The following is a 22,175-nucleotide window of genomic DNA, read 5'->3' as shown; positions in this document are numbered from 1 at the left end:
CCAGCAATGCAGCAGCAAAGCTGGTTCTCCTTCCCCCTCCAACTTCTAACCCACAGGCACCTCTCGCAGCTCGCCCCGCTCCTGAAGATAAGCCTTCAAGCACATACCAGTATGCGATTCCGGCACTTCCATTACCTGCTCCGGCGTTCCTTGAGCGACGACCAACCCGCCGCCTCGTCCCGCTTCCGGACCAAGGTCAATGATATGATCGGCAACCTTGATCACATCCAGATTGTGCTCAATCACGAGCACCGTATGCCCCGCATCAACTAATCGGTTCAAGCAGTCTAGCAGCTTCTGGATGTCGGCAAGATGCAGCCCGGTTGTTGGCTCGTCCAGAATGTACAGGTTATGCGCACCTCGTTTGATCTTGCCAAGCTCCGCTGCGAGCTTGATCCGCTGCGCTTCCCCGCCAGACATGATCGTCGCCGATTGACCCAACTGCAAGTAGCCTAGACCAAGCTGATTCAGAATGTTCAGCTTGTGCGCGATCAGCTTCTCATCCTTGAAGAAGGCCTCGGCATCCTCGATCGACATGTTCAAGATATCGTTGATCGTCTTCTCCTTGAACTTAATCTCGAGCGTATCCGATGAATAGCGAGCGCCCTTGCACGAAGGACACACGGTCTCAACGTCCGGCATGAACTGCAAAGCAGTCGTAATCGTTCCGAAGCCTTTGCATTCCTCGCAGCGGCCGCCCTTCGCATTGAAGCTGAACTGTGTCTCGGTATAACCCCGTTCAACCGATTCGGGCAGCGATGCATACAACGAACGAATACGATCGAATAAGCCGACATAGGTGGCAGGGTTTGAAGTCGGCATACGGCCAATCGGCGATTGGTCGATGCTGATGACGTTGTTGATCTGCTCATAACCTTCAAGTGCATCGTGCTCGCCTGCGATGATACGGACGTCTTGGAACAGGTGAGCCAGCTTCTTGTACAGCACTTGGTTGATCAGACTGCTCTTGCCAGACCCCGATACCCCTGTTGCACAGACGAACATGCCAAGCGGGATATCGACATCGATGTTGCGCAGCGTATTCTCTCGTGCACCGACAATGCGCAATACGCGTCCATCCGACTGCCGACGTTTATCCGGCATCGGTATCGTCCGTCGACCGCTCAAATACTGCCCCGTCAACGAGTCTGGGTGTCTCCGTAGATCCTTGATCGTCCCTTGTGCAACGATATTGCCGCCATGAATGCCCGGTCCCGGTCCAATCTCAATGACATGATCGGCTTCGGCAATTGTCTCCACATCATGCTCAACGACAATGACGGTATTGCCCGTGTCCCGCAGCTTCTTCAATGTCTCGATGACACGACGTCCATCTCGCGGATGCAAGCCGATACTAGGCTCGTCCAAGACATACAACATACCCATCAGTCCCGAGCCGATCTGCGTCGACAGCCGTATCCGCTGTGCCTCGCCGCCAGAGATGGAGTCCGAACGCCGATTTAAGCTTAAGTATCCGATTCCGATATCAATAAGAAGCTTGATTCGGCTCGACAGCTCATGCAGAATCGGAACACCAACCGACTTAAGCCGCTCGGGAACGACCAGACTGTCAAGACGGAGCACAAGCTCATCAATCGGCATTGTACAAGCCTCATGAACGGTCATACCACCAATCTTCATGAGCAGACGCTCTGACTTCAGCCGCGTTCCGCTGCATTCCGGACACGTATGCTCGACCATCACCTTCTTGAACATACTCTCCTCGTAGCCCTTCACATCCTGCTTCTTCCGCGAATTTCGATACCAGCGGTCGATCTCGCCGACGATGCCATCGAATGTGAACATCTTGCCGACATGCTGCTGAATCCACGGCGCTTGATCGTTCGTCTCCGCACCGAGGAACGGGAACCGCTCGCCTTTGGTTCCGTAGAACAACAGGTCGTAATCACGCTTGGACATCTCCCGAAGCGATACATCAAGATCCACACCGAAGTGCTGCGCCATACTGTAGATGACCATGTTGCGCCATGCTTTCGGATTGTTCATCTTATAGATCCGTTCATTGAGCGCTCCCTTACGAATGCTCCGATCCGGGTTATCGATCATGAGCTCCGGCTTTGCGTACTTGTACACGCCGAGGCCAAGGCATGTACGGCAAGCGCTGTCCGCATCATTGAAGGAGAAGTAATGCGGCAGCAGCTCGCCGACGACCAATTGATGCTCCATGCAACCGAAGCCGCGATAGAACGACGTCATCACGCTTGCATCCGTGTCAGCTTCATCGACCCCTTCACCCGCTAATGCGATATGAAGAAACCCTTCGCCTATCTTCAATCCTTCCTCGACCGATCGAACGAGCGATTTGAACACTTCGCGGCTGACCAGAAACTTATCGACCAGTACCTTCAGGTCATACGCCGTATGTTCATCCAGCTCGATGTTCTCACTCGCATCATGCATGACACCGTTAATTCGGTACATCCGATATCCCTTCTCACGGATCTCGTCGAACAGCACCGTGTAATCCTCGCCATACAGCTTCTTCACAGGCGCATAGATCTCCACCCGCTTCCCTTCCAGCTTCGTCAAGATATGCTCGGCAATCTGGGCAGGCGTCTTCACGGCCATCTCATCACGGCAGTGAGGGCAGTGAGGGGTACTAACCGTTGCGTACAGCAGACGTACATAGTCGTAGATGTCAGACATTGTACCAACGGTGGAACGCGGATTCGGCGTCCCCGTCTTCTGTTCTATGGAGACGACTGGTGACAAGCCGGTTATGTAATCGATGTCAGGCTTCTTCAACTGCGGAATGTACCGCTTCGCATAGCTCGATGACAGCGATTCCAAGAATCTGCGCTGCCCTTCGCCATAGATTACATCGAACGCAAGCGTTGATTTTCCAGAGCCGCTGACGCCTGTAATGACGGTAATCTGATCACGTGGGATATCGACCGAGATGTTGTTCAGGTTGTTCTGCCTTGCGCCTTTGATTGAGATCGATTTGTACATGCGTATCGTCTACATCCCTTCATCCAACATGAAATAGGCAAGCTCGTCCAATTCAACTCGGCTCTTAGGCGTCAGCTTCACAGGGGAAGACGCTTTGTCGATCAGCCCCTTCTCTGCCATCCATTCCGTGACATGTACGATCATTCCGTCCTCCATTCGATGCTTCAGCTTCATATGTTGCATCAGCTCGGAGAACGGACGGACATCTTGTTCCTCCTTCAAATATTGGAACACTAAGTGGAACAGCTTGTCCTTGTGCAGCAGCAAATAACCGTCCGCGCGCCGGACAGCTTCCATCATGACTTCTTCATTCTTCGGTCCGTTAATCAGCTCCGTATACATCCAGTTGAAGAATTCAGGATTATAACGAAGCGCTTGATGAATGACTTCACGGGTCGGAATGTCATGGTTCAGCACCACTTCAAGCTGCGCTAGCTGCTCTACGATCTTCAACATGAATACGAATGAATAGGTCGGATCATGCTTGACCGCCACCCATTTCTCTGCTTTCTCCAAGTAGACGATCGCCATAGAGGCGATCAACAGTAAATGGATCTCGCGGTCGCGATCACCGACCTTGCTCATGCGCTCGTATATATCTCGCACCGCTTCGTCCTTGCAATAGACAAGCCTGCTTTTGAACAGAAAGGAATGAAGGAAGCTTCCTTGAACGACTCTCTCGAGCGTCTTCCGAAACTCGGTTCGAGATACTAGATTCACACTGAACACAATGCCATCCTCGACGAGATGGAACGGTGCGTACGCCCGCTTCTCATCGTCACTGACAAGATAGACATCGATGTCAGACTTCTCCCATACCTCATCATAGGAGAGGCTTCCTCCTATGAAGATGGCTAGGATATGGCTGTCCTGTCGGACCCGCTCGACGAACATCTCCATCGCCGTACGGTACCTCAGCTGTAGTGCCTCGCTCATGAATGTCCTTCACTCCCTTAGGTTCAAATCCATTCTATCGAATGTTTGTTCTCACATTCTACCAGAAGACCCCCGAAAAAAGGAAGTGTTGATTTGGAACAATTTTACGTTAATCGGAAACCGCTTCCTTGCAGCATAAAATCCGAATAGGCCTCTCGTAATCCATCGTCGAATTGCACGGTTGGCTGCCAGAATAGTTCCTCTGACGCTTTCAAATTGTCGAGACAGCTGTGTACCGTATCCCCCGCGCGCGGTGAAGCGGTGTGCACGATCGGATGCGACGTTCCGTGAATTGCAATTAGCCGGTTGGCAAGCTCGTTAACCGATATGCTCTCCCCTGTACTCACGTGGTACGTCCCGTTGCGCCCGAGCAGCGTCGCAGACAGCAGCGCTTTCACAACATCGCCAACGTAGACGAAGTCGCGCGTCTGATTGCCATCTCCATGAATCGTAATCGGCTGGCCTTTGCGCAGTTGATTCATGAACAGCGGAATGACATTCCCTTCCCCCTGCGGTTGCTGACGCGGTCCATATACATTGGAGAATCTTAGAATCGTGTAGGGCAAATGGTGCAGCTCCGCAAAGAGCCGAATATACTGTTCGGAGAAACATTTGGACAATGCATAGAACGATACAGGCTGAATGGGGTCGCTCTCTGATAATCGATCTCGAACAGTTGAACCATATACTGCGGCCGTCGATGCGAAAATAAACTTCAATACCGAAGCCCGCTTACAAGCCATCAGCAGCTTGAGCGTTCCAAGCACATTGACTCTTACATCCGTAACCGGATCGGTCATCGACTTCAGCACATTCGCCTGCCCCGCCAGATGGAAGACGACGTCCGGACGTTCACGCACAATAAGGTCATAGGCCTGATCCGACGCAATATCCAACTGATGCAGCACCGCTCCCTCGGGAACATTGCTCAGACGCCCTGTACTAAGGTTATCAATGATTTGCACATGTGCACCGCTAGACAATAAGGCAGCCGCTAGATGCGAACCGATGAATCCAGCGCCGCCTGTTACGATGGCCCTCAATGCGTCACACCTCTCTCGCTATGGATGCTATGCTCCTTCTCTATTCTATGATTCATAGATAGATGTTGGCTCAATGTTTGTCCCCCGCAATTCGTATATTCTAACGCGTATTAATTCGAACAAATCGTGAGGCCACGATGAACGTATAGCCCAGTCAGCGCGTACGATATAGCAGTTAATATCACAGCAGAGAACATCCTAACAGCGTATAACCGTACAAACCCTATTCGAGGGATAACGGACAGGAGGTGAGCGCAGTGAACAAACAGTGGAACGGATTTCCTCCCGCGCCGGAAGCCTTCGCCCATCACGCAACGGCCGACACTTTGCTGCTCCAGCAGTTAGCCAGCCGCATGGATCAACTGATCCGATTGATGGAGCAAAATAACGAGCTGCTTCGCTCGATCGAACAGCAGCAAAGCCGAGTCGTATCGAGCGGCAGCGGTTCGGTTATTGTGAGGATGTAACATTTCTCGAAATTTCACGTCTACAAGGTATCTGTGAATGAAGGGGAATGTGGAATGAAGCTTAGAATGACGGTCTGTATCTTGGTTATGGTTGCGATTATTTCGGGGTGTTCCGGCGGCGGAGACGAGGTCAGCTCGAAAATGACGTTAGATGGTGTAACAGCAACTGCAGTCACAGAAGGAGAGAAGGCCGAAAGCCTTCGAACGCTAGAGGATGTCACAACGGCGATGGAAAACCAAGGACTGAAGCTTCTGCAGATTCACCCCAAAGGCGGCACTTCGATATTTGCAACGCTGAACGGTGTTGATGCTGTGACGTATGCCATTGATACATACGCAATGGGAGATGTCACCGACGAAGTCAGCTCATCGCTGTCCTATGCCGTGAATGTATACGTTTATGTATTCGGCTCCGACAACGCTCGGATCGAAGGACAGAATGCTCTGAACGATATACTCGCACGTGCCAAATTTGCAGCTGCGCCGAGCGTATTCGTGAGCAAAAATATACTCGTGATTCACTTCAATAGTAAAGGCGAGAACGAACAATACGACCACATGATCCAGTCCGCCGTTGATGGTCTGTAACGCGAATGCGCTTCGGTAATGCCATATGGAATATAGAGAAAGGACAGCCGTGTGTGCGGCTGTCCACTTTTTTATCGCAGATAGATACCTAAGAACGCTTGAAGCTGCTTGATGTGATGCTCATCATGCGCAATGAAGTCCGGTACATAATGATCGACTGCGAACGGATGTCCTTCGCCATCTTGATGTACCTCTGTCCATTCGTCATCCGTTAATTGACGAAGATGCTCGAGGATAGCAGCACGATACCGAATCGTCAGATCGATAATCTCGGGTTTCTCCTTCGTCTTCGCATACACCACCGCGTTGTTATTGAATTCATCGAAATTCAAGTGCTTCACCGTGAGCGGTTGATGAGCTGCAATCTTCCCAATGGCTTCTTCCAGAAAATATTGGTCCCACAGCATAATATGCGCCACTACATCACGGGTTGTCCATTTGCCTGGTTCGATCGGCGCCGTCCAAGTTTCCTCATCCAGCTCCCGCAATCCTTCAACGAACGAGATAAGCTGCGCAAACTGCTCGACTAATTGTTCTCTATTCATCATCTAACAGCCCCATTCTTAGGCATCAACACTCTTACGATCATAATTGGTAAAATGCTGCAAAGGCCCTTTATCATCAGCCCTTCTCGCTTCAACCATCGGATCGCTGACATAATCCTGTATGACACGCCGCCAGAACTGCTGCGCAGGCTCATTCCAATCGAACTGACTGACCTGCCACTTCCCGATATACCGGTCAAATGCCATAATAGCCGCTCGCTTGCCGACGCGCTTCCTTCTGAATTTGCGCAGGACGAAGAAGTGGTTCAAATAATAGGCTTGCTCCTCGACTAGATTTTTAATAACCACGAATCCCGCTATCGCCTCATCGACTCGTATCAGCAATAAGTCATAGTGGGGGTCTTCATACCAAATCCGAACATCCAGATTGGCTATGAATTGACCATTATCGAGAATATTCGCTCCGCTCAGCTCCGACAGATCATAGGCTGTAAGCTCAAAGAGATTCCGAAGCAGGTTCAACTCGTCAACCGTAACTCGCTTCAATTCAACCGAAACCGACACGACTTCCACCTCCACGATGAATCGTCCCTATTCACGTCTACTAACTTCTAACTTTTACGTTCGGAAATACCCGTTCGCCGCCGGTGTCACGTCCTTGCGAAGCCCTGCGCCTTCCGGGTTGTGAACCGCAACATCAAGCAGCCACTGCGTAAAACCGGCAACCTGCATCGACTTCAGCTCTTCGAAAGTGAAGAACCCTGCCGCATCCACCTCGACCCCGTCAGGCACCGGCTCGCCGTCGATATATTCCATCTCGTACGCAATGTATACGTTATGTACCGCCGCACGAGGCAGATCCCGAAGTGCCACGATGCTCACCACGCGCGCCTCTACGCCTGTCTCTTCCAGCACCTCGCGAACGACCGTTTCTTCGATCGGCTCCAGCTGTTCGATATATCCGCCTGGGTTCGTCCAGTTGCCTTTGCCCGGTTCCTGGGCTCTGCGAACGAGCAGCACACGGTCATCCCTCATCACGAGAGCGCCAACGCCGATGCTATAGCTGCCCCAATGGACGTAGTTGCAAGCTTCCGACGAACAGGCCAGACGCTCCACGCCATCCATAACTCGCGTTTCCATCGGATGGCCGCATTCCACACAATAATTGATCGCCATTCGTTCATCCACCCCTATTGTCTGTCTCGTAATCTAGTCATTTGTATCTCATAATGATAGCTTGTCTGAGGCAATCGTGCCACCCTTCCTATGAAAAATAAGGCCGCATGCGCGGCCTCTCTCGCTCGAGTGTTTAGGTGGTGCTGACCCATAGGTCGACGAACTGCGGAACCGGCATCCCCTCGAGTGCCTCGGGCTCCTCGAACAACTGCATGATCGGCTTCGCCTGTTCATCCGTCAGCCGGCTGCGCACATTCGCTTCGAACTTCCGCTTCAGCAGCGGCGTTCCTTCCGCGCGTCTGCGCCGATGGCCGGGCGGATATTCAACCTCGATCCGCTCCGTCGCGGTGCCGTCCGTGAACCACACCTGCACCGCATTCGCAATCGACCGCTTCTCTGCGTCCAGATAGTCAGCGGAATAGCGGTGTTCTTCCGTTACCGACATCCGCTCGCGGAGATAATCGATCCGAGGATCGCGCGAAGCATCATCCTCATAGTGATCTGCCGTCAGGTCCCCATGCAGCAGCCCGATTGCAACCATATATTGCAGGCAATGATCGCGGTCGGCTGGGTTATGAAGCGGTCCCTTCTTATCAATAATTCGAATGGCAGACTCATGCGTCGTCAATTCGATATGGTCAATCTCGTGTATCCGATCCTTCACCAGTGGATGCAGCACGATTGCCGCTTCCACCGCCGTCTGCGCGTGAAATTCGGCTGGGTAGCAGATTTTGAACAACACATGCTCCATCACATAGCTGCCAAGCTCACGACCGAGCGATAAGGAGCGACCCTTGAACAGGACATCTTGAAATCCCCACAGAGGTGCGCTTAGCGCAGATGGGTAGCCCATCTCGCCTTGCAGCGTCATCATCGCAAGTCGAACGGCGCGGCTCGTCGCATCGCCGGCCGCCCATGACTTGCGCGAGCCGGTATTCGGCGCGTGGCGGTAGGTACGCAAGGATTGCCCGTCAATCCATGCATTCGAGAGCGCTGTGATGATCTGTTCCCGCTTACCGCCGAGCAGCCGGGTTACAACGGCGGTTGAAGCGATTTTGACCAATAGAACATGATCCAGCCCGACCCGATTGAAGCTGTTGTCCAGCGCTAATATGCCTTGAATTTCATGCGCTTGAATCATCGCCGTGAGTACATCACGCATCGTGTACGGCTGCTCGCCGTTCGCTTCGCGAACTCGGCTTATATAATCGGCAGCGGCCAGAATGCCACCGAGATTGTCGGACGGATGCCCCCATTCCGCGGCCAGCCACGTATCATTGTAATCCAGCCAGCGGATCGTGCAGCCAATGTTGAATGCAGCCGTCACAGGATCTAGCACATAGGAAGTGCCGGGGACGCGCGCTCCGTTCGGGACGACCGTGCCGGGGACGACCGGACCGAGCAGCTTCGTGCAGGCGGGATAATTCAGCGCTAACAATCCGCAGCCGAGCGTATCCATCAGACAGTACCGAGCGGTCTCGAACGCCTCGCTGCTCATGCGGCTGTCTCCCGCATCGATGGCATAATCGGCAAGCTGCACGAGCAGCGGGTCCGGTTCCTGACGTGTTTGGGTATAGGAACTCGTCATCGCGTCACCTCCGCTTCCCCGTTAGCGTTATCTCTACTCTCGTTCATGCAAAGGCACCCAGGTCTGACGGTCCGGACCCGTATAATCCGCGTTCGGCCGAATGAGCCGATTCGAAGCGCGCTGTTCGATAATATGCGCCGACCAGCCGCTCAAGCGGGAGACGACGAACAACGGCGTGAACAGATTCGTCGGAATGCCAAGCATACGGTAAGCGGACGCGCTATAGAAATCTAGGTTGGGGAACAGCTTCTTTTTGCGCATCATGACCGATTCGATCCGCTCCGAAATATCGTACAGCTTCCAGTCATCCGCATGCTCAGCCAGCTTAGCGGAGATCGCCTTAATTATATCCGAGCGCGGATCGGATACGGTGTAGACGCGATGGCCGAAGCCCATAATAATACGCTTCTGGAGCAGCATTTGCTGTACGCCGGCCTCAGCCTCATCGGGACTGGAGAACGCTTCAATGAGCTCCATAGCCGCCTCGTTCGCGCCCCCGTGCAGATTGCCGCGCAGCGTTCCGATCCCCGTCGTCACGGCAGAATAAAAGTCGGACATCGTCGAGGTCGTCACACGCGCCGCGAACGTCGACGCATTGAATTCATGCTCTGCGTACAGCGTCAGGGATATATCTAGCGCCTTCGCATGCATCGGATCAGGCTTGCGGCCATGCAGCAGCATGAGAAAATGCTCCGCAATCCCTTCCTCCGTCCGCGTATCAATTCGAATGCCGCTGCGGTGATAATGATGCCAATACAACAAGATCGAAGAGCTGCAAGCAATAAGCCGCTCCGCTATCGCAGTTGCGCTGCGTTCATAGCCTTCCGGCTCGAATGAAGCCAGCGCCGAAACGCCGGTTCGCAGCACATCCATCGGATGCGAATCGGCAGGCAGCTGTTCGAGTATGGTGTACACCGCAGCAGGCAGCCTGCGATTCTCGATCAATCTGCCCTGATAGTCGCTCAGCTCTTCCTCATTCGGCAGCTTGCCGTGCAGCAGCAGGAATGACGTTTCCTCGAAGGAGCACAGCCGCGCCAGCTCATGGATCGAGTAGCCCCGATACGTCAGATCCCGACCTTTCTTCCCGACAGTCGAAATAGCCGTCTGACCGGCGATGATGTCGACTAGGCCACCTGCTCTTTTGTCAGCCATTGTTAGGCTCGCCCCTTTCTGCCCCGAACAATCGATCCAACCGCTGTTCATAATCAAGATAGTTGAGAAACTCATACAGCTCGGCTCTCGTCTGCATTCGATCAACCACCTGCTGCTGCGTTCCGTCCTGGCGTATGGTGCGGAACACCTGAAGCGCCGCTGCGCTCATCGCGCGGAACGCGGATAACGGATAAAGGGCAAGACCGACATTCGCTGTACGCAGCTCTTCCAGCGTAAAAAGCGGCGTCCGGCCGAACTCGGTCAAGTTCGCCAGCACCGGCACTTTAACAGCCTCCGCGAAAGCCTGATACACGTCCAACCGGTCCACCGCTTCAGGAAAAATCATATCCGCGCCAGCTTCCACGCAAGCTTGCGCACGCTCGATCGCAGCCTCCAGCCCTTCCACCGCAATCGCATCGGTTCGCGCCATGATGACGAAATGCTCATCCTCTCGCGCATCGACTGCCGCACGAATACGATCAACCATCTCGTCCTTGCTCACAATCGCTTTGTTCGGCCGATGGCCGCACCGTTTGGCTGCGACCTGGTCCTCGATATGGATACCCGCTGCGCCCGCTCGCGTCAGCTGCTTGATTGTCCGTGCGATCTGAAAAGCACTGCCGAAGCCCGTGTCTGCGTCGACCAACACTGGCAGATCGACTGCGCTGGTGATGCGGCTTACATCCTCGACGACATCATTCAACGTCGTGATGCCGAGATCCGGCAGACCGAACGACGCATTCGCGAAGCCTGCACCGGATACGTACAGCGCTCGGAATCCAGCGCTTGCCGCCAGCAGCGCGGTGAAAGCGTTAATGACGCCCGGCAGCTGCAGAGGCTGCTCCGCTTGCACCGCTTCTCGCAGGCGCAGTCCCGGGGAATCTCTCATGGACGCTCACCCCCTCTAACGTAATAGCTGATTGCCGATGACGATCCGATGGATCTCGTTCGTGCCTTCATAGATCTGGGTAACCTTCGCATCTCGAAAAAGCCGCTCAGCGGCATACGGCTTCGCGAATCCTCGCTCGCCGCACCATCGGACCGCCGCCGTAGTGACCTCGACGGCCGTATCGGATGCGAACAGCTTCGCCATCGACGCCTCCTTCGTACAGCTGCGCCCCTGCTGGCGAAGCGCCGCAGCGCGATACACGAGCAGCCGCGCCGCTTCGCCGCGCGCGGTCAGCTCGGCGAGCGCCGCTCGCGCAGCTGGCGGCGCTATGGTGCGCTGCTGCGAAGCGGTGCCGCTGCGGCTACGGCGCACCGCAGCAGCCAGCAGCTGCAGCGCCGACTCCGCGATGCCAAGCGCCTGCGCGCCGATGCCGATGCGGCCTCCGTCCAGCGCGCCCATCGCAATCGCGAACCCTTCGCCTTCGCCGCCGAGCCTCTCATCCGCAGACAGACGCACGTCGTCGAACAACAGCTCGCATGTGCTGGAGCCGTGCAGCCCCATTTTGCGCTCGCGCCGACCGACTTGAAACCCTGGGGTATCTCGACCGACGAGGAATGCGCTAATCCCCCGCGTTCCACGGCTCGCATCCGTCACGGCGAACGTGAGGTACACATCTGCCGCGCCGCCATTCGTAATGAACAGCTTCGCGCCATTCAGCCGATATCCATCCTCTTCTCTTGTCGCGGTCATTCGTATCGAAGCCGCATCGGAACCGGCCTGCGGCTCTGTCAATGCAAAGGCGCCAAGCCACTTCCCCGAAGCAAGCCTGTTCACGTAGTTGTGCCGCTGTTCATCCGTACCGTGCTTAAGGATTGGCAGCGTGCCGACAGAGGTATGAACCGAGAGAATAACGCCAACCGCAGCGCTCGCCTTGGCCAGCTCATGGATGGCGATAATGTAAGAGATGAAATCCGCTCCCGCACCGCCCCATTCGGCTGCAATCGGAATGCCCATCAAGCCAAGTTCCGCCATTCTCGCGACGAGATGCGCAGGGAAGGCATGCTCATCGTCCCGCTCCATCTGCGGGATGGCGGACGCCACTTCCGTCTGTGCGAACTGTCTGACTTTGCTGCGAATCGCTTCCTGCTCTGGTGTCCATCGGAGGTCCATCGCTGATCCCCCTTCTCATGGTGTTCGTCAGCATCATTTCAGGTTCATGTTCAGGTTAGGTGTAGCTGTAGAACCCGCGTCCGCTCTTCCGACCCAGCCACCCCGCCTGCACATATTGGCGAAGCAGCGGACACGGACGATATTTGCTGTCGCTGAACCCTTCATTGAGCGTCTCCATTATGGCAAGGCACGTATCCAGCCCAATAAAATCCGCCAGCGTCAGCGGTCCCATCGGATGGTTCATTCCCAGCTTCATGACGGTATCGATTGCCTCCGGCGTCGCAACTCCTTCATATACCGCATAGATCGCTTCATTGATCATCGGCATCAGCACGCGGTTGGACACGAAGCCTGGGAAATCTTTCACTTCCACCGGTGTTTTGCCTAGGGAGACAGCCAGCGCCTGCACCGTCTCGCATGTCGCATCCGAGGTTGCGAGTCCGCGAATAATCTCAACCAAGGGCATAATCGGCACCGGGTTCATAAAATGCATCCCGATCACGCGGTCCGCCCGCTGCGTGACCGATGCAATCGACGTAATCGGCAGCGAGGACGTGTTCGTCGCAAGAATCGTATGAGACGGACAGCTCGCGTCCAGCTTCGCGAACGTTGCCTGCTTGGTCGCAATATGCTCCGGCGCCGCTTCGATGACAATGTCACTGTCGCGGACTGCGTGCGCCAGGTCCGTTGAGACGGTGAGCCGCTGCAGTGCTTCAGCCTGCGCTGTCTCGGTTAATCGGCCCTTATCGACTAGCCGATTTAGGCCCGCTTCGATCGCGGTGCGGCCGCGTTCAAGCGGCGCGTCCGCGATGTCCACCAGCGCTACCGTATATCCGCCCTGGAGCAGCGTCTGCGCAATGCCGCTTCCCATCTGTCCTGCGCCGATGACGACCGTTTTCTGGATTGGCATGGTCTAGCACCTCGCCTTGTTCAACCTTCGACACGTATGAGCATCGCATCCCCCTGCCCGCCTCCGCTGCAGATCGCCGCGATGCCAAGGCCGCCGCCTCGCCGTCTTAGCTCATGAGCAAGCGTCACCACGATTCGTGCGCCGCTCGCACCAAGCGGGTGACCAATCGCAATGGCGCCTCCATTCACATTCACTTTGTTTGCATCCCAATTCAGCAGCCGCCCGCAAGTAAGCACGACGGCAGCGAATGCTTCGTTGACCTCGAATAGGTCGATATCCGCGAGCGATACGCCGGTTTGCTGCAGCAGCTTGCGAATGGCGCGTGCAGGCGCCTCCGCCAACTCATGCGGCGCCAAGCTGACGGACGCGTGCCCAACAATCGAGGCGAGTGGTCGATGCCCACCGTTGTTCGCCGCCTTCTCCGACATAACCAATACCGCTGCAGCGCCATCATTCACCCCTGGCGCATTGCCTGCCGTTATCGTTCCGGTTGAATTATTCGGGCCAGCAATTGGACGAAGCTTCGCAAGCTTGGCTGCGCTTGTATCCGGCCGCGGGCATTCATCCGTATCGACTGCACCAGATTCGGTCGGAACCGACACGATCTCTTCCGCGAGCCTGCCCTGCCACAGAGCAGATACGGCGAGCGAGTGGCTGCGCAGCGCCCACTCGTCCTGCTCCTCGCGGGTGATGCCATAGAGGGTCGCGGTCTGATTGCCATGCATCGCCATGGGCACGCCGTCGAATGCGCAGAGGAGACCGTCATTCATCATCAGGTCCGTCATCTCCGCGTTTCCCATCCGATTTCCCCATCTAGCGGTGCGAATGGCAAAAGGCGCATTCGTCATGCTCTCCATCCCGCCTGCGGCGATAATGTCCCCGTCGCCTGCACGGATGCATTGATCAGCTAGCGCAATTGCGCGCATGCCGGATGCGCACACTTTATTAATCGTCTCAGAAGGTACACTGCCGGGCAGCCCTGCTGCGATCGCAGCTTGACGAGACGGGATCTGACCGGCGCCGGCTTGGATCGCCATCCCCATAATGACCTGCTCTACTTGCGACGGTGCGATGCCGCTCCGTTCAATCACCCCGCGCAGTGCCGCTGCGCCGAGGTCGACTGCTCTTACATTGCGATACATGCCGCCGAATTTGCCGAATGCCGTCCGAGCTCCACTCACAATGACTGCTCCGCGCAGTGTACTCCCTCCTAACGTCATGAACTTTGGTTAAAGGCTGTGCATTGCATGCTGCTTCGTACTTAACGATGCCGCAGCTCTAGTCCGCCGACTCCGACTGCTGTCTCCAGCGTCATCGCATCGCGGAGCATTCGTTCCACTTGGAATTCCTCGATATAACCGTAACCGCCGTGAATTTGCAACGCCTCTCGGGCGACCATCGATGCCGATCTTGCTGCATGCGTTCGTGCGAGTTGAACCTGTGCCACAGCTGTATTCATCCCTACATCGAGCTGCCAAGCCGCTTGATGAACGAGCAACCGCGATGCTTCTGTTGCAATTGACATATCGGCGAGCTTAAACATAATGCCCTGCTGCTTGCCGATCGGAATGCCGAACTGCTTGCGCGACTTCGCATAAGAAGCGGCAGCTTCTAAAGCACCTTGCGCGATTCCGACGGATTGCGCGGCTGCGCTTAACGCGAGGCGCGTGCGGACTTCACGAAGAATGCCGCGCGCGCGTTTACCTTGCGCGATCATTTTCCCCCGAGGGAATATCTCGCTTGAAGCGAGTGTCAGCGCCCCTGTTGGGAATGCGCGCAGACCGAGTTTGCTAATGGGGATGTTGGCCGCCGTTACTCCAATCGGATCCGACTCTACCCAAAGGGCAGAAGGCTCACTTCGGTCGTCATACACCTGCTCGGCGAACATTAGAAAGCCATCCGCCACTCCGGCATTCAGCACGAATGGATGCGTTCCCAATAGCGGCGTCCATCCCCGCCGATTCACCAAGCTGGCTCCGCCAAGCTTATTACCAGAAGCAAGTGGAACAAGCTGCTCCTGCTGTACTTGTTCATCTCCGTACCGATACAACGGCCAGACAGCCCCTGCCGTATGCGCGGCCAGCACCGATGCCGTCGACGCACACACCTTCGCAAGCTCTTCTAATACGACAACATAAGCCAACCACCCGACACCAGCGCCACCGTACGTCTCTGGGACTGGAATTCCTGTAAGGCCAAGCTCCGCCATTTTACTGAATACTGCCCGATCAAACCGCTCGTGTGCATCCCGCTCAATTGCCCCTGAAGCCACCTCAGACTGTGCGTAATCTCGTACAACCGACCGCAGCATCTCCAGCTCATCCGGCAGTTCGAAACGCATGCCCCTCCCTCCCCGACGAAGCACTCGGATCACTGGCCGACCATTCTCCTAACCTAACGGACAAGACCGGTCGGCATCCGTGGATACCCATGTATATGAGCAACAATTTGTCCGACATAACAGGCGTGTATGAAGGTTTGAAAATGAAAAAGAGCCCTTGAATGGGCTCTTGGGATGTGGATGGACTGTATATCTGGAATTCAATTAGTCTCATGCGTCTATTCTATAAATTCAGGATAAAACCAATGTAATTCCATGAAGAATTTTTCTAATTTTCTATACCCATGGATACCGTCAAACACTCTATTCCATTGACTCTTAGTAATATAAGTATCAATATATCTAAATTCCAATTTATCATCTTCTAATTGTTTTACTAATAATCTTGGACCATCGTAAGGATGCTTCACTTCGTTTTGAACAATATATAGATCACAAACGGAGCTCCATCCGTAAATATGATTTGAATATTTAGAATCTCTGATAGAAACCACTAGATTATAAATACTTAAATATCTATTATTATTTTTACATAACTGTTCAAAATCTGTGCTTATATCGTCCCATTTTGATATCATTGCAGCTCTCCATAAACAAATTTACAATTGTTTAATTCTTTATCTGGAGTTGTGTTATTTCACCTAACGTCATTAGAGATTTCTTCTATCGTCTTAATATGCATGAGCCCTCACTGGGTCCGACGGTCAACTCACTAGCTCTTTGATTGCATTATAAAATCCCTCAATATCTGATTCCAAAGGTAAACCTGATACTTGGCCATCCCCTATCTCAATAACAATCCAATCACCAGAAACTGTCTTTCCGATATCCATCGTAAAAAAGTTGCTGCCAATGTCTTGAGCAATTTGATTAAAGGTCGTTAAATCTGGTTTATCGTTATCATAAATGCTATCTTCCCAGTAATCGAACTGAAATAGGAATGTATTATTGAGATAGAATAATCTGAATTCTTTAGACAGAGGCATCCGGCTCTTTGTATGTACTGATATTTGTTCAAGATTTACGAACTCCCTCAATACAATGCCCTCATTGATGTCTTCACCTTGTCTAGCAATGAAATTATTGATCACTTGAACCGCATGAATACTATCCGACGCATCAGGTATAAAAAATGCTTCGTTCCATTCATGTTTTCTAGACTTGACATAGTCCTTAATGATAATTGGTTTGTTACCAAACTCAGCTAAATTCTTATAGATCTGATCAAAATCGTTCTTCAGATTCACAATCTGAATCCAATTGCTATAAGGTGTAACATCCTTAATATTCTCGTAAAAGTTGGGCAGATAGTGACAATTCCTATATTCCTCAGGATTGTTGATGAGAACTACATTTTTCTTCAATAAGCCCTCATACAATTTCTCATAGATATGAGGTTTTATCATCCAACCTCTATAAATAGCTGATCCTTGAGATCCAGCTGTATTAATCCTACTTAACGTCTTATCAATACTGCCTTCGAGTAACTCTTCAAGATTAATCAATCCGACAGTGATGCCAAGCGATCTTGCTGTTGAATACTCCACTTCATAATCCATATCTACTGCATTCCTATTCATCGGATCAGAACAAAAGATAAGAATCATAGAGATTCGGCCCCTTAACTTGTATTGTTCATGCACTTGCAGAAGTTTCAGTTAGCTAACGTTTTCTATAATTCCCGATACACACTGGCCTATTTGATAAAAACCTTCTTTCTATATCTCCTAATTCCTATTACTGATATGAAGATTAGTATTACTCCAGCAATGACTACTAGAATAATCCAATAACTTGAGCCTAAATCTAAATTATCATGCTGACTAATCACCGTACCTATTCCCAATTGTGTTAATTCGTTATCTGCCTGTGATATAGGTAGGTTTCCGCTGCACAAATTAGTTGCTAGATTAGTGGCAAAAACTAAATATGTTTTATTTTTATCAAAATGGAATCCACATGAAGCTTCTCCACCAGCATAACTATAAATGTTAATTTCATTGGATTGAACGCCTTTCCATGATTTATAAACTTTAAATGTATATTCTCTTAGTCCACCAAACTCCGGCTTTTGATCGCCTATTTTTGTTACTTTACCTTCAAAGACCTGTGTAGATCCTTCTAACCCTGCATTTGCACTTCCACCAACACAGCTGCAGGCATATACTTTGTTACCTGGCAGTGATAGTATTCCGGTTATAACAAAGAGGAGGCTAATAATAACAACTATTAATCTCTTCAATAACTTCCCCCCTTGAAATGCATGCATTCCGATCACATTTTTATTTTCATAATCCAAGCTTAAGGGTGCCAGCCCTGGTTATCATACTTAGCCAGTGTAGTGTGAAGGTTTTCCTGCTGCTTATGAATTTGATTGTCAGTAATTATTAAATTCCATAGTACTGTCTATAGTTTTCTATTATTGTTTCCTTATTAAAATCAACAAAATCCGTCCCCTTGCATTTCTCCAAATATTCAATTTGTTGGCTAACAGACTCATCATTAATAGTTTTTAGAAACTCTACAGTATTCTCAAAACCTGCCCCACATAATAGCTGAACATCGATGTAACAGCTTGCATCAAAGTTCTTCTGTTTTGCTTTCCAAATCAGTAAGCTATCTTCGGCTCTTCCTAGGCTAAATAACATAATACATAGCGTTTTTAGATATTCATTATCTTCTGATGAGCTATTATTTGTTTCATCTATAAGTAACGATTGAATTATCTCTCTGTGATCTATAGCAGGTTTTAATCCAAATCGATCTATAATCTCATCTTCTTTGTTCAGCATTGTCATCAATCCTACTTCATACTTTTTAATGATCTTTCTGGCAGCCATAGTAACATCTCTTTTATTATTTCAATACTATTATCTGAATTATCCCATTATGTATTTAGAGTAAAGGGTTGATCATAATCCTGCTGCCGAACCGAGAACCGAATGCCCCGATGCATGAATATGGTGTTAAAAGATGTACGTTCACTTCCTACTTACAAATTCCTTATTCAAGCATTAATTCCAATGGTTCTGTGCAATTTATATATCCATTTCTCTTATAAAAATCAATACTATTATCACTCGGCCATACGATAATGAATTCATAGTTATTTTCTTTCGACCACTCTTTAATTTGTTTTAAAAGCTTGCTCCCGATTCCTTTACCTCGATAGTTAGGAAGTGTATATACATTCGTCATATACACGAATGGGTTTGTTTTCTTTCCTGGTCTTGGTACTTTATTAATCAATTCCAAGAAAATATGTGAAACGACTGATTCATCAATCTCAGCCACCCAAATAAACCACTGATTTGAAACGATCGCTTCTTCAAGAAATTTTTTCGTTTCCTTATAATATTCGTTAAAGGTTTCTTCTGAGATCGTTAAGCTTTGATTGTATTCTAGCGTAAAATCTAATCTCATTTTAATGAGCGATTCAACATCTTTATGAGTCGCGAGTCTGATTTTCACTTTTACTTTGTGCCCCCTTGGTGTTCTTAATTAATCCTTGCATTTCGTCTACATCTTTGTGTTCACGAATCCCCACTAATACGTACTTCAAAAACGAAAGAGACCATTAACAGTTTTAATGCCTTTATTGTTCATTTCCATTGGATTTTCTTTATATTCTCTTTGAACATAGTCATATGAGATCCATTCAAAGTTATCTATTCTTAATAATTCTGTAATTTGATTAACAGGTTCTCTTTCAAATAGTTCTTCAAAATCAGAAATATAAAATATTTTTGTGATATCAAGTGGTGTTACCGATCTTAGTTTATTCGGATTTTGATTAATTAAATCTACAATACGCTCTCTATTATATTCATCTTGATTAATTTCAATTTCGTCTTCCCATGTACATTCAAAGTGAAAAGTTCTCCTATTGCCATCATAAATACTTAAAGACCAACCGTGATCTTCAGCATTAATTAAATGAACTAAAATGCCTTTATTACTATTAATAAGTCTTTTGTTAGGTTGAAAGCTTTTTCCGTTTGGGATTATTGTCACCCAATTATTACTTGCTGGATAAACGTATCCTCGAAGCCAAGCTCTTTTTAACAGCTTTATCCCATCATTCTGCTCTAATGAAAATAGATAATAACTCTCACTAAATTCGCTCACAGTAACACTCCCTTGTCTAGCTTTCAAAGAATCTCACCAGTTTAATATAACTTCTTTATATTCACGAACCCTCACTGACTTAAGGGCGCTAGCCCGGGTCCAATGGACTTCGCCAGTGCAGGGTTATCCGGCTCCCCTCTTCACCGAAATGCCCCTGCCAGACCGAAGGTCCGTGCCCCGATGCATGAATACGGTGTTAGGTAATGTTGGAGCCCTCTCTCTGCAAAAATATAAATTGAATTCCAACCATTCGGCTCATTTTACCAAAAAAGTAAAATAATCTGTTTCTGTGTTTTGAATATTGATGTGGGATTCTCAAGTGGCTCACACAATAATAGATAACCATTTTTATACTTTTATTTTAATTTATAGTCAAGAAGTTTAGAAGTATTAAAGTTAGGTATCCAAAAATTGAAACAAATATCATTGTTCGATCACTATTACTTCTGAATATTCTTAAAATAAAAAATATAGATAAAGCAACGGATACCGTTAACATCGAAGTGTATTTGAAATCTTCTAATCCAAACAAAACACATGTACATAAGAGTGCCGACAATAAATATAATACAAATCCAATAATGTACTTTAATGAATACTTGTAGCTACCCATTTTTGTCTCAGTAACCCATTCAATTAAAATAGAAACTGGTATACCTACTATCAATATGTAAGGCGCTTCAACGACAAATACAATCGGGCTTAATCTTCCAACCATAGACGAAATGAGTAGATAACAAAATTCATAAATCAGAAAACAATACACATATTCTTTAATTCGTTTTATTGCAATCTTATCCTCAATTTTTTCTTGATGTATTCCTGCATGAATATCATGAGAACATGACCAACAATAGCCGTCTTCTGGATTAATGCAACAATCACACAATAGTTTATTACATAAATTACATATATTATCGCTTTCATTTTGATCATGATAGTAACATTCCATTTGACATTTTTCCTTTGGTTTTAGTTTTAATCAGTAATTTCGGATAATGTCTTTGTATTTGCAATCCTCTTTGGCTTAAGGGCTTCAGCTCGGGTCTGACGGACTTAGCAAGTGCAGGGGTTGTCGGACTGCTTCCTCTTCCTCGTAATCCCACTGCCAGAACGAGTATCCATTCTTCAGTTTTGAAAGCATTAAAATACCTGTAATATTCTTCTCTAGCCTCACTAGGCATACTATAGATCCTTTTCCCGAACTTTATAATTTAGTCTTTGCCTTTTCCCATTCGCCAAAACATACTAAATGGATCCTCATTAGGATATGTAAGCCACTGAGGCAAATAAAACTCTCTACTATATTCTGTCAAACTATCTCGGACTTCCATGAGAATTTTGCCTAACATATTCATTCCTGACCCGTCCCCACCATCGGCCCAGTACGAATCATTTTTTGTGTGTTCGACTAGAATACAATTTCCAGTAGATAGCAAAATATTTCTTATTGATTCATGGTGAATTACTTTTGCTTTTATAGCGGTCTTCATAATATCATCTTTAACCATTTCCCAATCTGTCCTTAATGGTCTTGAACGCTCTCTACCTAACTTTGCAGCATCCATTGGGGTTGAGGCCGTTCTTATAATTTCTTCATGTTCTGTACCTATAAATTTCATCGCTTGAAAGAAGTGCTCGGTTGTCGACCATATTTTCCCGTCAATTTCTATTGGGTATTTAGCGAAATTCGAAAAACATCCGTAGGGCTGATCTGTTTGATAAAAATGTAATTAATACTAGTATAAAAATTTGAATGTATGTCTTCCAGAAAAATCATTCCTTTAATAGAAGATAGCTCTTATCTTAGGGGGATCGATGAGGCCCCTACTTCCTCGAGATCCCTCTGCCAGGCCGAGAGCCCGAATGGTCCGATGCGTGATTATGGTATTATACGCAGTAACTGACTTCTTGAAATAGTAGCACTAACTCATTCATTATTTATTCCAGTGGGAATCCATGACCGTCATAGCCCACATTAAACTCTTTGGCATATTTCTCGCTCTTAACATCTTCTTTATTAATTTCTTTCTCAGTTACTTCTTTACTTGTATAAAAGGACCACTCTGTTTCGCCCCTCAACTCATATGACTTGAAATCATTTATTCCATATCCTTCTTTCCTTAACTTATCTGAGAGCTCTCTTAGATCTTCTTCGTTACTAGAGTAAAAGTACTGCTCCAATATCATCTCTTTGTTCAGATGTCTGATCGAATCTTCTTTCTTTGTGTTATTACAACCAACTAAACAACAAATTAAACAAATAACTAGTATGTATTTCATAATCTTCTTCATTTTCAGTCTCCAG

General features: G+C 49.4%; 22 protein-coding genes and 1 pseudogene. 2 read left to right on the top strand and 21 right to left on the bottom strand.

Going from position 1 to position 22,175, the window contains the following annotated elements; all coding sequences use genetic code 11:
* Positions 1-45 precede the first annotated feature (45 nt).
* The 3 genes from uvrA to SBI19_RS01240 all read right to left on the bottom strand — a co-directional run bounded on the left by uvrA (position 46) and on the right by SBI19_RS01240 (position 4,952).
* Entirely contained in the window at positions 46-2,973 is a 2,928-nt protein-coding gene (gene uvrA / locus SBI19_RS01250) for an excinuclease ABC subunit UvrA (protein ID WP_317964379.1), read from the bottom strand.
* Between the two features lie 9 nt (positions 2,974-2,982).
* A complete protein-coding gene (locus SBI19_RS01245; RefSeq protein ID WP_317964378.1) occupies positions 2,983-3,909 on the bottom strand; it encodes a nucleotidyltransferase domain-containing protein in 927 nt (308 codons plus the stop codon).
* 104 nt (positions 3,910-4,013) lie between these two features.
* Complete coding sequence (locus SBI19_RS01240) at positions 4,014-4,952, bottom strand: NAD-dependent epimerase/dehydratase family protein (protein ID WP_317964377.1); 939 nt, start codon at positions 4,950-4,952, stop codon at positions 4,014-4,016.
* Between the two features lie 257 nt (positions 4,953-5,209).
* On the opposite strand from SBI19_RS01240, the gene SBI19_RS01235 reads away from it, so the two are divergent.
* Together SBI19_RS01235 and SBI19_RS01230 are read left to right on the top strand one after the other, a co-directional pair.
* Positions 5,210-5,419 carry a hypothetical protein gene (locus SBI19_RS01235; RefSeq protein WP_317964376.1) on the top strand — a complete coding sequence of 70 codons (210 nt, stop codon included), beginning with the start codon at positions 5,210-5,212 and terminating at the stop codon, positions 5,417-5,419.
* A 54-nt stretch (positions 5,420-5,473) separates the two neighbouring features.
* A complete protein-coding gene (locus tag SBI19_RS01230; protein WP_317964375.1) occupies positions 5,474-6,007 on the top strand; it encodes a hypothetical protein in 534 nt (177 codons plus the stop codon).
* A gap of 71 nt (positions 6,008-6,078) precedes the next feature.
* On the opposite strand, the gene SBI19_RS01225 is transcribed toward SBI19_RS01230, so the two are convergent.
* The 18 genes and pseudogenes from SBI19_RS01225 to SBI19_RS01140 all read right to left on the bottom strand — a co-directional run bounded on the left by SBI19_RS01225 (position 6,079) and on the right by SBI19_RS01140 (position 22,162).
* Positions 6,079-6,555 (bottom strand): DinB family protein, encoded by a 477-nt coding sequence (locus SBI19_RS01225; protein ID WP_317964374.1) that lies wholly within the window; start codon positions 6,553-6,555, stop codon positions 6,079-6,081.
* A gap of 15 nt (positions 6,556-6,570) precedes the next feature.
* Complete coding sequence (locus tag SBI19_RS01220) at positions 6,571-7,077, bottom strand: GNAT family N-acetyltransferase (protein WP_317964373.1); 507 nt, start codon at positions 7,075-7,077, stop codon at positions 6,571-6,573.
* A 54-nt stretch (positions 7,078-7,131) separates the two neighbouring features.
* Entirely contained in the window at positions 7,132-7,689 is a 558-nt protein-coding gene (locus tag SBI19_RS01215; RefSeq protein WP_317964372.1) for an NUDIX domain-containing protein, read from the bottom strand.
* A gap of 133 nt (positions 7,690-7,822) precedes the next feature.
* Positions 7,823-9,277 carry a bifunctional 2-methylcitrate dehydratase/aconitate hydratase gene (locus SBI19_RS01210; RefSeq protein WP_317964371.1) on the bottom strand — a complete coding sequence of 485 codons (1,455 nt, stop codon included), beginning with the start codon at positions 9,275-9,277 and terminating at the stop codon, positions 7,823-7,825.
* A 33-nt stretch (positions 9,278-9,310) separates the two neighbouring features.
* Positions 9,311-10,429, bottom strand: a complete 1,119-nt coding sequence (locus SBI19_RS01205) for a citrate/2-methylcitrate synthase (protein ID WP_317964370.1) — start codon at positions 10,427-10,429, stop codon at positions 9,311-9,313.
* Complete coding sequence (gene prpB / locus SBI19_RS01200; RefSeq protein WP_317964369.1) at positions 10,422-11,318, bottom strand: methylisocitrate lyase; 897 nt, start codon at positions 11,316-11,318, stop codon at positions 10,422-10,424. The genes SBI19_RS01205 and prpB overlap by 8 nt, the downstream gene beginning before the upstream one ends.
* A 15-nt stretch (positions 11,319-11,333) precedes the next feature.
* Positions 11,334-12,488, bottom strand: coding sequence for an acyl-CoA dehydrogenase family protein (locus tag SBI19_RS01195; protein ID WP_317964368.1), 1,155 nt, complete (start codon positions 12,486-12,488; stop codon positions 11,334-11,336).
* Between the two features lie 55 nt (positions 12,489-12,543).
* Positions 12,544-13,398 carry a 3-hydroxybutyryl-CoA dehydrogenase gene (locus tag SBI19_RS01190; protein ID WP_317964367.1) on the bottom strand — a complete coding sequence of 285 codons (855 nt, stop codon included), beginning with the start codon at positions 13,396-13,398 and terminating at the stop codon, positions 12,544-12,546.
* Between the two features lie 20 nt (positions 13,399-13,418).
* Positions 13,419-14,597, bottom strand: a complete 1,179-nt coding sequence (locus tag SBI19_RS01185; RefSeq protein WP_317964586.1) for an acetyl-CoA C-acetyltransferase — start codon at positions 14,595-14,597, stop codon at positions 13,419-13,421.
* Between the two features lie 62 nt (positions 14,598-14,659).
* Positions 14,660-15,739, bottom strand: a complete 1,080-nt coding sequence (locus tag SBI19_RS01180) for an acyl-CoA dehydrogenase family protein (RefSeq protein WP_317964366.1) — start codon at positions 15,737-15,739, stop codon at positions 14,660-14,662.
* A 218-nt stretch (positions 15,740-15,957) separates the two neighbouring features.
* Complete coding sequence (locus tag SBI19_RS01175) at positions 15,958-16,317, bottom strand: hypothetical protein (RefSeq protein WP_317964365.1); 360 nt, start codon at positions 16,315-16,317, stop codon at positions 15,958-15,960.
* Positions 16,318-16,443: 126 nt separating this feature from the next.
* Positions 16,444-17,346, bottom strand: a complete 903-nt coding sequence (locus tag SBI19_RS01170) for an ATP-grasp domain-containing protein (RefSeq protein WP_317964364.1) — start codon at positions 17,344-17,346, stop codon at positions 16,444-16,446.
* An 89-nt stretch (positions 17,347-17,435) separates the two neighbouring features.
* Positions 17,436-17,981: a hypothetical protein gene (locus tag SBI19_RS01165; RefSeq protein WP_317964363.1), complete on the bottom strand. Its 546-nt coding sequence runs from the start codon at positions 17,979-17,981 to the stop codon at positions 17,436-17,438.
* A gap of 145 nt (positions 17,982-18,126) precedes the next feature.
* Positions 18,127-18,579: a hypothetical protein gene (locus SBI19_RS01160; protein WP_317964362.1), complete on the bottom strand. Its 453-nt coding sequence runs from the start codon at positions 18,577-18,579 to the stop codon at positions 18,127-18,129.
* A 163-nt stretch (positions 18,580-18,742) separates the two neighbouring features.
* Complete coding sequence (locus SBI19_RS01155; protein WP_317964361.1) at positions 18,743-19,210, bottom strand: GNAT family N-acetyltransferase; 468 nt, start codon at positions 19,208-19,210, stop codon at positions 18,743-18,745.
* Positions 19,211-19,297: 87 nt separating this feature from the next.
* Positions 19,298-19,894, bottom strand: a complete 597-nt coding sequence (locus SBI19_RS01150; protein ID WP_317964360.1) for a hypothetical protein — start codon at positions 19,892-19,894, stop codon at positions 19,298-19,300.
* A 1,187-nt stretch (positions 19,895-21,081) separates the two neighbouring features.
* A pseudogene (locus tag SBI19_RS01145) lies at positions 21,082-21,588 on the bottom strand (NADAR family protein); the annotation flags it as partial.
* A 220-nt stretch (positions 21,589-21,808) separates the two neighbouring features.
* Positions 21,809-22,162 (bottom strand): ribonuclease E inhibitor RraB, encoded by a 354-nt coding sequence (locus tag SBI19_RS01140; RefSeq protein ID WP_317964359.1) that lies wholly within the window; start codon positions 22,160-22,162, stop codon positions 21,809-21,811.
* Between the last annotated feature and the right edge of the window lie 13 nt (positions 22,163-22,175).

This window comes from Paenibacillus sp. CCS19 (assembly GCF_033239625.1).
In the GTDB taxonomy this organism is placed as follows: domain Bacteria; phylum Bacillota; class Bacilli; order Paenibacillales; family Paenibacillaceae; genus Paenibacillus_T.
Note: the sequence above shows the minus strand (reverse complement) of the source record. Positions and strands in the feature narration are given on the sequence as shown.

Excerpts from the sequence above, each read along its gene's own strand:
- SBI19_RS01230 (WP_317964375.1), top strand. The coding sequence starts at position 5,474 with ATGAAGCTTAGAATGACGGTCTGTATCTTGGTTATGGTTGCGATTATT.
- uvrA (WP_317964379.1), bottom strand. The coding sequence starts at position 2,973 with ATGTACAAATCGATCTCAATCAAAGGCGCAAGGCAGAACAACCTGAAC.
- SBI19_RS01180 (WP_317964366.1), bottom strand. The coding sequence starts at position 15,739 with ATGCGTTTCGAACTGCCGGATGAGCTGGAGATGCTGCGGTCGGTTGTA.
- prpB (WP_317964369.1), bottom strand. The coding sequence starts at position 11,318 with ATGAGAGATTCCCCGGGACTGCGCCTGCGAGAAGCGGTGCAAGCGGAG.
- SBI19_RS01210 (WP_317964371.1), bottom strand. The coding sequence starts at position 9,277 with ATGACGAGTTCCTATACCCAAACACGTCAGGAACCGGACCCGCTGCTC.
- SBI19_RS01160 (WP_317964362.1), bottom strand. The coding sequence starts at position 18,579 with ATGGCTGCCAGAAAGATCATTAAAAAGTATGAAGTAGGATTGATGACA.
- SBI19_RS01245 (WP_317964378.1), bottom strand. The coding sequence starts at position 3,909 with ATGAGCGAGGCACTACAGCTGAGGTACCGTACGGCGATGGAGATGTTC.
- SBI19_RS01215 (WP_317964372.1), bottom strand. The coding sequence starts at position 7,689 with ATGGCGATCAATTATTGTGTGGAATGCGGCCATCCGATGGAAACGCGA.
- SBI19_RS01170 (WP_317964364.1), bottom strand. The coding sequence starts at position 17,346 with ATGATTCTTATCTTTTGTTCTGATCCGATGAATAGGAATGCAGTAGAT.
- SBI19_RS01140 (WP_317964359.1), bottom strand. The coding sequence starts at position 22,162 with ATGAAGAAGATTATGAAATACATACTAGTTATTTGTTTAATTTGTTGT.
- SBI19_RS01205 (WP_317964370.1), bottom strand. The coding sequence starts at position 10,429 with ATGGCTGACAAAAGAGCAGGTGGCCTAGTCGACATCATCGCCGGTCAG.
- SBI19_RS01175 (WP_317964365.1), bottom strand. The coding sequence starts at position 16,317 with ATGATATCAAAATGGGACGATATAAGCACAGATTTTGAACAGTTATGT.
- SBI19_RS01190 (WP_317964367.1), bottom strand. The coding sequence starts at position 13,398 with ATGCCAATCCAGAAAACGGTCGTCATCGGCGCAGGACAGATGGGAAGC.
- SBI19_RS01195 (WP_317964368.1), bottom strand. The coding sequence starts at position 12,488 with ATGGACCTCCGATGGACACCAGAGCAGGAAGCGATTCGCAGCAAAGTC.
- SBI19_RS01225 (WP_317964374.1), bottom strand. The coding sequence starts at position 6,555 with ATGATGAATAGAGAACAATTAGTCGAGCAGTTTGCGCAGCTTATCTCG.